This window comes from Pseudonocardia cypriaca (assembly GCF_006717045.1).
GTDB lineage: Bacteria > Actinomycetota > Actinomycetes > Mycobacteriales > Pseudonocardiaceae > Pseudonocardia > Pseudonocardia cypriaca.
Map to the genome: position 1 here is coordinate 331,591 of NZ_VFPH01000001.1, position 12,864 is coordinate 344,454.

15 protein-coding genes are annotated in these 12,864 nt (G+C 74.4%); 8 read left to right on the plus strand and 7 right to left on the minus strand.

Annotation, left to right across the window (positions count from 1 at the left end; genetic code table 11):
- The first annotated feature begins 12 nt into the window (after positions 1 to 12).
- Both FB388_RS01665 and FB388_RS01670 read left to right on the plus strand, forming a co-directional pair.
- The gene (locus FB388_RS01665) at positions 13 to 645 is read left to right on the plus strand and encodes a response regulator (RefSeq protein ID WP_170225659.1); all 633 of its coding nucleotides are present in this window, start codon (positions 13 to 15) and stop codon (positions 643 to 645) included.
- A gap of 116 nt (positions 646 to 761) precedes the next feature.
- The gene (locus FB388_RS01670; RefSeq protein ID WP_142095899.1) at positions 762 to 1,385 is read left to right on the plus strand and encodes a response regulator transcription factor; all 624 of its coding nucleotides are present in this window, start codon (positions 762 to 764) and stop codon (positions 1,383 to 1,385) included.
- A 16-nt stretch (positions 1,386 to 1,401) separates the two neighbouring features.
- On the opposite strand, the gene FB388_RS01675 is transcribed toward FB388_RS01670, so the two are convergent.
- Positions 1,402 to 2,331 (minus strand): nucleoside hydrolase, encoded by a 930-nt coding sequence (locus tag FB388_RS01675; protein WP_142102461.1) that lies wholly within the window; start codon positions 2,329 to 2,331, stop codon positions 1,402 to 1,404.
- A gap of 5 nt (positions 2,332 to 2,336) precedes the next feature.
- A complete protein-coding gene (locus tag FB388_RS01680) occupies positions 2,337 to 3,173 on the minus strand; it encodes a ribokinase (RefSeq protein ID WP_246121478.1) in 837 nt (278 codons plus the stop codon).
- Positions 3,174 to 3,242: 69 nt separating this feature from the next.
- On the opposite strand from FB388_RS01680, the gene FB388_RS01685 reads away from it, so the two are divergent.
- Entirely contained in the window at positions 3,243 to 4,001 is a 759-nt protein-coding gene (locus FB388_RS01685; RefSeq protein WP_142095907.1) for an acyltransferase, read from the plus strand.
- 98 nt (positions 4,002 to 4,099) lie between these two features.
- On the plus strand, positions 4,100 to 4,258 hold the full coding sequence (locus tag FB388_RS39175; protein WP_170225429.1) for a hypothetical protein: 159 nt from the start codon (positions 4,100 to 4,102) through the stop codon (positions 4,256 to 4,258).
- A gap of 6 nt (positions 4,259 to 4,264) precedes the next feature.
- Here FB388_RS39175 and FB388_RS01690 read toward each other — a convergent pair whose 3' ends face one another.
- The 5 genes from FB388_RS01690 to FB388_RS01710 all read right to left on the minus strand — a co-directional run bounded on the left by FB388_RS01690 (position 4,265) and on the right by FB388_RS01710 (position 8,713).
- A complete protein-coding gene (locus FB388_RS01690) occupies positions 4,265 to 5,524 on the minus strand; it encodes a glycosyltransferase family 4 protein (RefSeq protein WP_142095910.1) in 1,260 nt (419 codons plus the stop codon).
- A gap of 226 nt (positions 5,525 to 5,750) precedes the next feature.
- Positions 5,751 to 7,247, minus strand: coding sequence for a 1,4-alpha-glucan branching protein domain-containing protein (locus tag FB388_RS01695; protein WP_142095913.1), 1,497 nt, complete (start codon positions 7,245 to 7,247; stop codon positions 5,751 to 5,753).
- The gene (locus FB388_RS01700; protein ID WP_246121480.1) at positions 7,244 to 8,008 is read right to left on the minus strand and encodes a class I SAM-dependent methyltransferase; all 765 of its coding nucleotides are present in this window, start codon (positions 8,006 to 8,008) and stop codon (positions 7,244 to 7,246) included. Before FB388_RS01700 ends, FB388_RS01695 begins: the two co-directional genes overlap by 4 nt.
- Before the next feature lie 12 nt (positions 8,009 to 8,020).
- Positions 8,021 to 8,356 carry a YnfA family protein gene (locus FB388_RS01705; RefSeq protein WP_142095919.1) on the minus strand — a complete coding sequence of 112 codons (336 nt, stop codon included), beginning with the start codon at positions 8,354 to 8,356 and terminating at the stop codon, positions 8,021 to 8,023.
- 51 nt (positions 8,357 to 8,407) lie between these two features.
- A complete protein-coding gene (locus FB388_RS01710) occupies positions 8,408 to 8,713 on the minus strand; it encodes a hypothetical protein (RefSeq protein ID WP_142095921.1) in 306 nt (101 codons plus the stop codon).
- A 604-nt stretch (positions 8,714 to 9,317) separates the two neighbouring features.
- Here FB388_RS01710 and FB388_RS01715 point away from each other — a divergent pair.
- The 4 genes from FB388_RS01715 to FB388_RS01730 all read left to right on the plus strand — a co-directional run bounded on the left by FB388_RS01715 (position 9,318) and on the right by FB388_RS01730 (position 12,846).
- Positions 9,318 to 10,100, plus strand: coding sequence for an electron transfer flavoprotein subunit beta/FixA family protein (locus FB388_RS01715; RefSeq protein ID WP_142095924.1), 783 nt, complete (start codon positions 9,318 to 9,320; stop codon positions 10,098 to 10,100).
- Between the two features lie 19 nt (positions 10,101 to 10,119).
- Positions 10,120 to 11,067, plus strand: coding sequence for an electron transfer flavoprotein subunit alpha/FixB family protein (locus FB388_RS01720; protein ID WP_142095927.1), 948 nt, complete (start codon positions 10,120 to 10,122; stop codon positions 11,065 to 11,067).
- 169 nt (positions 11,068 to 11,236) lie between these two features.
- Positions 11,237 to 12,001, plus strand: a complete 765-nt coding sequence (locus FB388_RS01725) for a GNAT family N-acetyltransferase (RefSeq protein WP_142095930.1) — start codon at positions 11,237 to 11,239, stop codon at positions 11,999 to 12,001.
- Complete coding sequence (locus tag FB388_RS01730; protein WP_246121482.1) at positions 12,001 to 12,846, plus strand: lysophospholipid acyltransferase family protein; 846 nt, start codon at positions 12,001 to 12,003, stop codon at positions 12,844 to 12,846. Before FB388_RS01725 ends, FB388_RS01730 begins: the two co-directional genes overlap by 1 nt.
- The last annotated feature ends 18 nt before the right edge of the window (positions 12,847 to 12,864 follow it).

Here is a 12,864-nt window from a genome sequence, read left to right on the forward strand (position 1 = left end):
GGGATCACGGTGATGGTGGTCGACGACCACCCGATCTGGCGGGAGGGCGTGGCCCGCGACCTCACCGAGCGCGGGCTCGACGTCGTGGCCACGGCCCCGGACGCGGACGCCGCCGTCCGGATCGCCCGCGCCGTGCGGCCGCGGGTCGTGCTGATGGACCTGAACCTCGGCGAGAAGTCCGGGGTGCAGGCGATCGAGGGCATCCTGGACGCGCTGCCCGACACCCGGATCCTCGTGCTCTCGGCGAGCGGCGAGCACACCGACGTCCTCGAAGCGGTCAAGGCGGGGGCGGCCGGCTACCTCGTGAAGTCCGCGAGCGCCGAGGAGCTGCTCGCGGCCGTGCAGCGCACGGCCGACGGCTTCCCGGTGTTCACGCCGGGCCTCGCGGGCCTCGTGCTCGGGGAGTACCGCAGGCTCGCTGGCGCCGAGCGGTCCGGCCCGGAGGTCCCCGCGCTCACCGAGCGTGAGACGGACGTGTTGCGCCTGGTCGCGAAGGGTCTCACCGCGCGGCAGATCGGGGAACGGCTCGGTGTATCGCACCGCACCGTCGAGACCCACGTACAGAGCACGTTGCGCAAACTCCAGCTGCACAACCGGGTGCAGCTCGCCCGGTACGCGATCGAGAAGGGCATCGTCGAGGAGTGAGCACGGCGCGTGACCGGATGCGCCGTAAGGGTGATCACGACGCAACCGGCTCCGCGACGCGTCCCTCTTTGGGAGGATCCGGACATGATCGAGCGGCGGTTGGCGGCGTCGGCCGGATGAACGCTCCCGCTTCGGCCGTGCTCGTCACCGCCACGCTCGCCGTCCCTCACGTCGCGGCGGCCCTGGCCCGTGGCGGGGTCGACGTGGCCGGAAGCACCGATCCGTCGGGGGCGCTCCCGCTCGTGGAGGAGCGCAGGCCGCAGGTCGTCGTCGTCGAGCTCGACGGCGAAGCCGCCACCCTCGACGCCGTCGCCGAGCTGGCCGTCGCGGTGCCGCAGGTGCCGCTGCTCACGCTCTCCGCCGCGACCGACCACACCGTCGCCCTCGCCGCCGTGCGGGCAGGTGCCACCAGCCATCTCGCCGGTCCCGTGGCACCCGCCGAGCTGGCCGGCGCGGTCCGGCGCACCGCGGCCGGTGAGGTCGTGTTCAGCCCGGGTCTCGCCGACGTGCTGCTCGAGGAGTTCGGCAGGCCAGCCGCCGAGCGCGAGCGCCAGCTCACCGAGCGGGAGTCCGACGTTGTGCGGCTCGTCGTCGAGGGGCTCACCGCGCGCCAGATCGCCACCCGGCTCGTGCTCTCCCCGCGCACGGTGGAGAACCACGTGCAGAACGTGCTGCGCAAGCTGCACCTGCACAGCAGGGCCGCGCTGGTCCGCTACGCGATCGAGCACGGCCTGGCCTGAAGCTGGGGCGTCGCTCTCAGCCGAGGCGGCGCAGGCGCTCCAGGATCTCCGCGAGCACCTTGTCGGTGTCGGCGTCCAGGGCCACCTGCACCGGCGGGCCGGAGCCGTCCGCCATTCCGACGGTCGCGCCGCGGGCCGGGCCGACGTCGCAGGCCACCGCGACCGGCTTCGGGGTGGTGCGCAGGGTCCCGGGAAGCACGGCCTCCAGCACCGCCACCGCGTCGTGCACGGCCACCGCGTCGATGCCGTACCGCTCGCGGAACGCCGCCCGGTAGTGCGTGATCACCCCGGCGAGCGCGGCGCACCGGGGCCCGGAGCCGGCGAGCGCCTCGATCCACTCGGGGCCCGCGGGGCAGCGCAGCGTGAGGTCCAGCGGCACCATCGTGACCGGCACGTCGGACTGGGTGAGCACGCGGTGCGCGGCCTCCGGGTCGCAGTGGGCGTTGAACTCGGCGACGCCGCTCGTGTTGCCCGCGCCCAGCGACCCGCCCATCCAGACGATCCGGCCGATCCGCGGTGCCAGTTCGGGGTGCGCCGCGAGCAGGAGCGCGATGTTGGTGAGCGGTCCGATCGGCACGAGCGTCACCGGCTGTTCGGAGGTGCGCAGCACGTCGGCGAGCAGCTCGATCGCGGTGTCCGTGCCAGGGGGCACGGGAAGGGGCAGCGTGGCCGCCCGGCCGCCGAGGCCGTCGTTGCCGTGCCATTCCGCCGCCAGCTCGCGCTGCGGGTGCACGAGCGGCCGGGCGGCACCGATGGCGATCGGGATGTCGGTCCGGTCGCAGAGCGCGAGCAGGCGGCCCGCGTTCGCCGTGGTGGCGTCCAGGGCGACGTTGCCGAACACGGTGGTGATCGCCTTCAGCTCCACCTCCGGCGAGGCGAGCGCCAGCATGATCGCGACGGCGTCGTCGACCCCCGGGTCGGTGTCGATCACGATCGGCGTAGGCACAGCGCTCACAGAACGGCCTCCAGCTCGGCGGCGGTGGGCAGCGACGGCTGCGCGCCCGCCTTGGTCACGGCCAGCGCCCCGGCGGCGCAGGCCCGGCGCAGCGCCTCCTCGTCGGAGGCGCCGTCGAGCAGCGCGACGGCGAGCGCCGCGGTGAAGGTGTCGCCCGCCGCGGTGCCGTCCACCACGGTGACGGCTGGCGGCTCCGCACGAGCCACCTCGCGCCCACCACGCCGCAGCACCGCGCCCTTGCCGCCGTACGTCACGGCGACCGCGCCCGCGGCGTCGAGGCCCTCGATCGCGGCGTACTCGGCCGAGTTGACCACCACGAGGTCGACGCGGCGGATCAGCTCCGGGTCCAGCGGGCGCGCGGGGGCCGCGTTGAGCACGACCATTCCCGAGGCGTGGCGCACCGCGTCGGTCACGGCGGTGTCGGGGATCTCCAGGACGGTGAGCACCGCGTCGGCGTCCCGGACGTCGTCGGGCGCGACGGACAGGGTGGCGTTGGCGCCCGCGATCACCACGATCGTGGTCTCGCCCGCGTCGTCCACGGTGATCAGCGCGTGCCCGGTGGGCTCGTCCGGCTCGCGGCGCAGGCGATCGAGCCGCACCCCGTCGGCGGTGAGCAGGGCGAGCGCCTCGTCGGCTGCCGCGTCGGCCCCCACCGCGGCCACCATCGTGACGTCGGCGCCGAGCCGCCGCGCAGCCAGCGCCTGGTTGGCGCCCTTGCCGCCGGGCACCCGCTGCAGCCCGCTCGCCGCGAGCGTCTCACCGGCTTCGGGCAGGCGCGGCACCCGGGCCACGAGGTCGAGGTTGACGCTGCCGATCACGGCGATCCGGGACACGCCGCAAGACGTTCGCCGATCACCGCCGCTGACGCAAGCGGCCCGGACCGACGTCATAGGGTCGCGGTCATGACGAGCATGTGGGGCGCGCCGTTGCGTCACAGGTGGGCCCGCGCAGGCAGGCGCGACCCGCGGCAGGCCCGCTTCGTCACGCTCGCGTCGCTGCGCTGGGTGCTGCGCCACCGCGCCTACACGCCCTGGTACCTGGTGCGCTACTGGCGGCTGCTGCGGTTCCGCATCGCCAACCCGCACGTGGTGCTGCGCGGCATGGTCTTCCTCGGCAAGCGCGTCGAGCTGCACGCTCGCCCCGGCTACGGGCGGCTGGAGATCGGCCGGTGGGTCCACGTCGGCGACGGCAACGCGATCCGGTGCCACGAGGGCTCGCTGCGCATCGGCGACAAGGTCGTGCTCGGGCGGGAGAACACGATCAACTGCTACCTGGACGTCGAGATCGGCTCCGCCACGATCGTCGCCGACTGGGTGTACGTCACCGACTTCGACCACCGCACCGAGGACGTCCACCTCCCGATCAAGGACCAGGGCATCGTCAAGACGCCGGTGCGGATCGGGCCCGACTGCTGGCTCGGCGTCAAGTCGACCGTGCTGCGCGGATCCCGCGTCGGCCGCGGTTGCGTGCTCGGCGCGCACGCCGTGGTGCGCGGAGACGTGCCGGAGTACTCGATCGCGGTGGGGGCACCGGCCCGTGTGGTGCGCGACCGGAAGGCCGACTACGAGGCCGCAGCGCAGCGGCGCGCCGCGCTCGCCGACATCGCGCGCAAGTCCGCGGCGGCCGTCGAGGCGAGGCTCATGCGCTCTGAATCGTTGTGACCTCCGGCATGCGGACATCGTCTCCGGGAACGAAGCAGGGGGAGCCTCCGTTAATCACGGTGGAATCACACCCCGTTCCGAGAGGAAGCGTTCCGACCATGAAGGACGCCACCGTCCGCCGTTTGCAGGCACTCGAGGAGGAGTACACCTTCGCGGTGAACGCAGCGGTCGGCGAGAACCGCGACGACCTCGTGGAGCTGCTCGCCAGCGAGTACCCCGACGCTGCGCTCGAAGTGCTGCGCAGCGACGCGGCCTGAGCCGAGCTAGTCCCGCCCGAAGACGTTCCCCGTAGGGATCTTCGGGCGGCCCAGCTCGGCCGGGCCGCCGCAGCTCGCCGCCGCGTACACGGACGCCGTGTCGGCCGCGATCCGGCTCCACTCGAACGCGCTCCCCAGACGCTTCCGCGCGGCGCGGGCCCTCCGGGCCGCTGCTGCCGGATCCGCGAGCACCCTGCCGACCGCCCCGGCAAGGCCCGCCACGTCCCCCGGCGCGAACGACACCCCGGTCTCCCCGTCCACCACCACTTCGCCGAGCCCGCCCGCCGTCGAGGCCACGAGCGGTGCGCCCGCCGCGGCCGCCTCCAGCGCCACGATCCCGAACGGCTCGTAGCGGCTCGGCAGCACCACGGCGTCCACCGCGCGGAGCAGGGCCGCCAGGTCGGCGTCGGGCAGGTGCCCCGTGAAGGTGACGCTGCGCCGTACCCGGTGGGTCTCGACGGCGGCCACCAGCTGGTCGTGCGCGGTGCCGGTGCCGGCCACCACCAGCCGGGTGCCCCGGTGGGCGCGCCGGATCCGGGGCAGCGCTGCGATCAGGTCGTGCACGCCCTTCTCGTACTCCAGCCGGCCGAAGTAGAGCAGCACGGGCGCATCGCCAGGCGCGTAGCGCTCCCGCACGTCACGCACGCGCGCCGCATTCGCCCGCCAGCTCCGCTGCGCGATGCCGTTGTGCAGCACCACGATCGGATCGGGGTCGACCTCGAACAGCTCGGCCACCTCGGCGCGCATCGCGGCGGAGCAAGTGATCAACGTGTCGGCGCGGCGCGCCAGCCACCACTCGGCCGAGTGCACCTGCCTCGACAGCGGCGACGAGAGCCAGCCCGCGTACCGGCCCGCCTCGGTGGCGTGGATCGTCGCGACGAGCGGGACCTCGAGCACGTCCGCCAGCGCGATGGCCGGGTGCGCGACGAGCCAGTCGTGGGCGTGCACCACGTCCGGACGCCAGTGCGGGATCAACCGGGTCAGCGCGGCCCGCAGCATCCCGTGCCCCATCGCGAGCGTCCAGGCCACCATGTCGCGGTCGAACTCCAGGTGCAGCGGGTCCTCGGCGACGCGCAGCACGCGCACCCCGTCCAGCACCTCGTCGGCGGTCGGGTGCGTCGCGGCGTCGCTCCCCCCGGGCTGCCGCGAGAGCACGACGACGTCGTGCCCGGCCGCCGCGAGCTCCGTGGCGAGGGCGTGCACGTGCCGGCCGAGGCCGCCGACCACGACCGGCGGGTACTCCCAGGAGACCATCAGCACGCGCACGGTGGGAACCTACCGGTGGGTAGCGGCACGGAGTGCTTGCACCCGGACCCCAACTCGCGCGCACTCGAAGCGCGACTCGCACGCACCCAGACCGCGACTCGCGCGCACTCAGCGCGCGACTCGCGGGCCCGGGTCGCCCTCCGCCCGCGAGTCGCGCTCTGCGTGTACGCGAGTCGCGCTCTGCGTGTACGCGAGTTGCGCTGTGGGTGTACGCGAGTCGCGCCGCTCAGGGGAGGGCAGCGGGGAGCAGGCGGCGGGCGTCGAGGTGGCCGAAGACGGCGTCGTCGCCGCCCCAGCTCGCGATCCGGCGCTCGGCGGCGCGGCGGCGGCCCGCGGCCAGCAGGGCGGCGAGCTCCTCGACGCGTGCGGCGTGCCCCGCCGCACGCTCGCGCGCGTAGCCGGCCGCCGAGTCCTTGCTGACCATGAACGCCCAGTCGCTCGACAGCGCGAGCAGCGCCTCGGTGGCGAGCGCGTCGCGGACCGGGTCGCGGGCGAGACCCGGGGCCACCGCACCGAGCAATGCCTTCTGCACCCCTTCCTGCTGCGCAACGAGGTCGGCGACCTGCGGTCCGGCCCACACCCGCCAGTCCTTGCCCGATCCCCATGAAGACGGCGGCAGCGCCACCGGTTCGCCGACGAGCCCGGCGGCCGCGGCGCCGCGCAGCGTCGAGACCCGCACCCCGGCGTCGGGCAGGGCGCGCAGCACGGTCTCCAGCCACGCCGGGCCCTCGTGCCACCAGTGCCCGAACAGCTCGGTGTCGAACGCCGCCACGGTGAGTCCCGGCCGCCCGAGGCGTTCGCGCAGCGCGACGAGCCGCTCGCGGACCACTCGGACGAAGTCGGCGGCGTCGCGCGCGACCGCGGCGGTGGCGCGCGCCGGGTCGTACGGCCGCTTGGCCTCCGATGGCACCCGCCGCCCCGTCACGCGTGCCGGCTTGAGGCCCGACGGGTGGTCGTAGGTGTGGAAGTCGCGGTAGTCCGGGCCGCCGGGGTAGCCGGACCGCGGCGACCAGACCCGGTAGGTCACGTCCAGGTCCCGGCCGAAGGCCAGGACGTCCGAGTCGCCGACGGGCCGGGCGAGCGCGGTGTCGCCCTGGAGCGCCGGGCCGTCGACGAGGAAGCGCCGCACCCCCGCCGCGGCGTACCCGCACTCCATCCCGGGCGCGTAGCCGCATTCGGGCGCCCAGATCCCGGCCGGCCGGGCGCCGAGCCGGACCGCGGCGTCGGTGAGCCCGGTCTCCAGCGCGAACGCGCGGACCTCGGGCTGGAGCAGCGGGCCGAACGGGTGCGTCGCCGGGCCGCCGAGCAGCTCCAGCGCGCCGGCATCGGTCAACGCGCGCAGCAGTGGGGACGCGCCGTGGCGCCAGTCGCGCTCGAACACCTCCAGCGCGTCCGTCGCCGCGCGGTGCTCCCGCGCGGCGAGCTCGGGCAGCCGGGCCGCGGCGCCGTGCGCGCGCAGCAGCCAGCCGCCGAGCCAGTCGTGCACGCCGCGCAGGCAGTGCGGGTCGTCGAGCTGGGCCGCGAGCACCGGCGTGACGCCGAGCGTCAGCAGCTCTCGCCTGCCCTCGGCGGCCAGCCGGCGCACCACGTCGATGACGGGCAGGTAGGCGTGCGACCAGGACTGGTAGAGCCACTCCTCCCCGACGGGCCACCGCCCGTGGTGCGCGAGCCAGGGCAGGTGGCTGTGCAGCACGAGGCAGAACGTCCCGACGGGCTCGCTCATCGGGTGGACGCTACGGGCCGGGTCGCCAGCACGAGCAGGTCGAGGCTCGTGTCGACATCCGCGGACCCGAGCACGAAGTCCTCGACCGTCACCGACTCGACGTCCGCACGCAGCGCGGGGGGCCACGTCCCGCCGCCGAGCGCCACTGCCACCTGGGCGTCGACGATCGAGCCCCCGTGGCGGGCGTCGAGCGCGCGCAGCCGTGGCCCGTGGTGCAGGCCGTGGACCTCGACGTCGGCGAAGCCCGCGTCCCGGACGAGCCCGGCGAGCTCCGCCGCGGACAGCTCCCGGGTGTGGAACGGGTTGAGCGGGGTGTCCCGGCCGGGGGAGAAGGTGAGCCGGTTGGGCGTCGACAGCATCAGGGTCCCGCCCGGGCGCAGCGCCCGGGAGCACTCGCGCAGGAACCGCTCCTGCTCCCACAGGTGCTCGATCACCTGCAGCGAGACCACGGCGTCGATGCTGCGGTCGCGGACGGGCAGAGCGACGAGGTTGGCCCGCGCGACGGCGGTGCCGGAGTAGCGGCGGGCGACGTGCGCCGCCGTCGTCGGGTCGAGGTCCAGCGCGAGGACGCGGGCCGCGACCTCGGCGAGCATGCCGGCGCCGTACCCCTCGCCGCAGCCCGCCTCCAGCACGAGCGCCCCCGCGCACCGGTCCCGCAGCGCGACGTACACCGCCTCGTGCCGGCGGAACCAGTAGTTCTCCTCCGGGATGCCCGGCACCGTGCGCTCGCCGGTGAGGGGGAGGGTCGCGTCGGGGGTCACGTGCAGACCATCTCAGGCCGGGCGGGGGGCATACATGATCACGGCGACCCCGACGAGGCAGACCACGGCGCCGATGACGTCGTAGCGGTCGGGCCGGAAGCCGTCGAGGACCACCCCCCACAGCAGCGAGCCGGCCACGAACACGCCCCCGTACGCGGCGAGGATCCGCCCGAAGTTGGGGTCCGGCTGCAGGGTCGCGACGAACCCGTACGCGCCGAGTGCGAGCACGCCTGCCCCGACCCAGAGCAGGCCGCGGTGTTCCCGCACCCCCTGCCAGACGAGCCACGCGCCGCCGATCTCGGCCAGCGCGGCCAGTACGAACAGGGCGACGGAACGCGCGACGGTCACGGCGGCACACCATAAGGGCGGTGCCGGTGGTCCGAGGCTGCCGTACCGGGCTCAGCCCGGAGGTATGGGGCGCGGCGCGCCGCGGACGGACAGGACGCCGCCGACGTCGTGCATGAGCCAGGCGAGGAGCGTGGCGTCCTCGAGCGTGAGCGGCACCCGCGGTCCCTGCCAGCTGAGCAGGGCGGTGGGCCGGCTGCGCAGTGCGTCGCGCAGCAGCGCGGCGAGCTCCGGGGTGGCGCGCACGGCGATGCCGTCGTGGCTGACCTCCTCGCCGATCGGGAAGCCGTCAGCGGCGTCGGGGCCGGTGCGCAGGACGTAGCCGCAGCCCTGGCGGTCGTCGTAGCCGGTGACGATCATCTGCACCGTCCCGGAGGCCGGGGCAGCCGGAGAGGGGCGGGATCGACCACACCCACCACAGTGCCACCGAACGCCTGTCGGGAGGTGGCGAGGCGGGTGCGCCCGGGTCGTGCCGGAACGGACATGGGCGGCTCCGCGGGTCGGGTGGCCGGACAGTACTCGCGGATCGGCCCGTGCGTGTACCCGGCGCGTCAGGTTCGCCCGTCGGCGTTCCCGTCCGCCCCCCGGACGGATCAGTGCCTGCGGAGGCGGGAGAGGAAGCCGCGTGCGCGCTGGCGGTTGCGGGGGTCGGCGGCCATGCGCCTGCCCTGATCGGTGAGGCGCCTGCCCTGGGGGCTGACGAGGAATGCGCGGATTCGGTTCAGAAGTGCCATTGGCGAGAGTTACCCACCGTCACCCTGCTCACACGGCATGGGTGAGGAGTCTCACCTGCGGGACGTTTGCCGCGCAGCTACTCGCCGGTAACAATTGCCCGAACCGGGCGCCCGCCGCGCCGAACCCGCCGCATGATGGCATGTTTGGTAGCACTTTCGGCGCGGGGACGCCGAGCGTCCGACAGGCCCATCGCGGCACGTCCGCACCGGCAGGAGGTCGAAGAGGTCCGATGAACATCGTCGTGCTGGTCAAGCAGGTGCCCGACACGTACTCGGAGCGGAAGCTGCGGTCCGATGGCACCTTGGACCGCGACGCCACCGACGCGGTGCTGGACGAGATCAACGAGCGGGCGGTCGAGGCCGCCCTGCAGCTGAAGGAAGCCAACGACGGCTCCGAGGTCACGGTGCTCACCATGGGTCCGGACCGGGCGACCGACGCGATCCGCAAGGCCCTCTCGATGGGCGCCGACAAGGCGGTGCACCTGTCGGACGAGGCCCTCGCGGGCTCGTGCGCGGTGCAGACGGCACGGGCGCTGGCGAAGGCGGTCGGCACCGTCGAGGGCGTCGATCTGGTGATCGCGGGCAACGAGGCATCCGACGGCCGGTCCGCCGCGGTGCCGGCGATGCTGGCCGACGTGCTGGGCCTGCCCGCGTTGACGCACGCCCGTGAGGTCACGGTGGAGGGCTCGTCGGTCACCGTGAAGCGGGAGACCGACGACGGCATCACCACCCTGACCGCGGAGCTGCCGGCCGTGGTGAGCGTCGGGGAGAAGATCAACGAGCCGCGGTACCCGTCGTTCAAGGGGATCATGGCGGCCAAGAAGAAGCCGGTCACCACGCTTGGGCTCGCGGACGCGGGGATCGACCCGTCGGAGGTCGGGCTGGCCAACGCGCTGTCGGCCGTGACCTCGTCGCAGCCGAAGCCGCCGAAGAGCGCAGGCGAGAAGGTCACCGACGAGGGCGACGGCGGCCAGAAGATCGCCGGCTACCTGGTGTCCCAGAAGCTCATCTGAGAGAGGGAGACGGAGAGTCATGGCTGAGGTACTGGTCCTCGTCGACCACCTCGAGGGTGAGATCAAGAAGAGCACGTTCGAGCTGCTGACGGCGGCGCGGGCGCTCGGCGAGCCGTCGGCAGTCGTCGTCGGTCCCGCCGGCACGGCCGGCAAGCTGGCCGACGGTCTGAAGGAGTACGGCGCGGCGAAGATCTACGTCGCCGAGACCGACTCGGACGAGTTCCTGGCCCCCGAGGTCGCGGTGCTGTCGTCGCTGGTCGAGTCGAAGGACCCGGCGGCGGTGCTGATCGCGGTGTCCGCGGACGGCAAGGAGATCGCAGGCCGGGTGGCGGTGCGCACGAGCTCCGGGCTGCTCGGCGACGTCGTGGCCGTCTCCCCGGAGGGGGCGACCCACTCGGTGTTCGGTGGCGCCTACATCGCGGAGGCGAAGGCGAACACCGCCCACCCGGTGATCACGCTGCGGCCCGGCTCGGTGGAGGCCGAGCCCGCCCCCGGCGCAGGTGCCGAGGAGGCGGTGGAGGTGCCGGCGGCGACCGGCCGTTCCGCCACGGTGGTGAGCCGGGAGCCGATCACCGGTGGCGACCGGCCGGAGCTCACCGAGGCGTCGGTCGTGGTCTCCGGTGGCCGCGGCGTCGGGTCGGCGGAGGACTTCGCGGTGGTCGAGTCGCTCGCCGACTCCCTCGGCGCTGCGGTCGGCGCGTCCCGTGCAGCGGTGGACTCGGGCTACTACCCGCACCAGTTCCAGGTGGGGCAGACCGGCAAGACGGTGTCGCCGCAGCTGTACATCGCGCTCGGCATCTCCGGTGCCATCCAGCACCGGGCCGGCATGCAGACCTCGAAGACGATCATCGCGGTCAACAAGGACGCGGAGGCCCCGATCTTCGAGATCGCCGACTTCGGTGTGGTGGGCGACCTGTTCAAGGTGGCTCCCCAGCTGCAGGAGGAGATCGCCAAGCGCAAGGGCTGAGCGCCCCGCCGCGACCGTTCCGACGAACGGCGCGCGTTTGTCGGTACCTATCCGACGAACGCGCCGTTCGTCGGTACCGGGGCCGGGCGCGGTGCTGTTCATCCGCCTGCAATCCGCGCGTCCATGCAACCGGGTGCTGCTGTTGCTTCCGGTCCGTACCAAGTGCGTCGTGACCTCGACGCAGGTACTCGCCCGCACGCCGCAGTCGGATACCTCCACCCGCTACTCCCTGCTGCTCTCCACGGAGCCGGAGGAGGTGCGCGCGGCCCAGCGGCTGCGGTACCTCGTCTTCGCCGAAGAGCTCGGGGCCGTGCTGCACACCCCGGAACCCGGGTTCGACGTCGACCGCTTCGACGAGTTCTGCGACCACCTGCTGGTGCGCGACGAGGGCAGCGGCGAGATCGTCGGCAACTACCGCATGTTGCCGCCTGCCGCGGCCGCGCGGGCCGGTGGCCTGTACTCGGAGGGCGAGTTCGTCCTCGACGAGCTCGCGCCGCTGCGCTCGTCGCTGGTGGAGACGGGCCGCTCGTGCGTGCACCCCGACCACCGCAACGGGGCCGTCGTCGGCCTGGTCTGGGCAGGCCTCGCGCGGTACATGCTGCTCACCGGGCACCGCTGGCTCGCCGGCTGCGCGAGCGTGCCGCTGGCCGACGGCGGGGCGGCGGCCTCGACCGTCTGGGACCGCGCGCTGGCCAGGCACCTGTCGCCCGACCAGTACCGGGTGCGGCCGCTGCAGCCGTGGCAGCCGCCGGTGCTGCGCAGGCCCCGTCGCGTCGCGGTCCCGCCGCTGCTGCAGGGGTACCTGCGGCTGGGCGCGTGGGTCTGCGGGCCGCCCGCCCTCGACCCCGACTTCGACTGCGCCGACTTCTTCGTGCTCCTCGGCCTCGACCACCTGGACGAGCGCTACGCCCGGTTCTTCTTCGGCGAATCCTGATGCTCCGCCACCCGACGGCCCCTGCGTCCGGCTGGCTGCCGGTGTCGCCGTGCGGGCCCGGCTGCCAGCCGCCGTCCGACGGAGCGCGGGCGCCGCTGGTGCTCGCCCGGCTCTGCGGCCTGGCTGCCGTGCTGGTGGCCGCGCTCGCCGGAGTCGGGTTGCTGCCGGGCCGGGCGCGTGCCCACTGGCTGCGCACCTGCTACCGGGCCGTCCTGCTGTGCTGCGGGGTCCGGCTGCGGGTGGCGGGCGAGCTCGGTGACGGTGGCGAGCTGCTCGCGGTGAACCACCTCTCGTGGATCGAGGTGCTCGCCGTGGGGACGCTGCGCCCGCTGCGGATGGTGGCGAAGCGCGAGATGGGCGACTGGCCGGCGATCGGCGGGGTCGCGCGGCGCAGCGGGGCGCTGTTCGTCGACCGGGCGGGGCTGCGCGGGCTGCGGGCGACGGTCGCGGCCACCGCCGACGCCCTGCGAGAAGGCGCCGACGTCGCCGTCTTCCCGGAGGGCACGACCTGGTGCGGTGCCGCGGCGGGACCGTTCCGGCGGGCGGTGTTCCAGGCCGCGATCGACGCGGGCGCGCCGGTGCGGCCGGTGGCCGTCGTGATGCGGCTGCCGAGTGGGGAGCGGGCCACGGCGGCGGCGTTCATCGGCGAGCAGACGCTCTGGGACTCCCTGATGCGGGTGCTGCGGCTGCCCGGTCTCGACTGCGAGCTCACGGTCCTACCGGCGCTGCCGCCGTCGTCGGACCGCCGCGAGCTGGCGAGGTCGGCCGGCGACGCGGTCGCCGCGGTGACGGGCGTGCCGCACCCGGCCACCCGCCGCCGGCACCGCGCCCCCCTCGCCGCGTAACGGGCGCGACCGGCACGC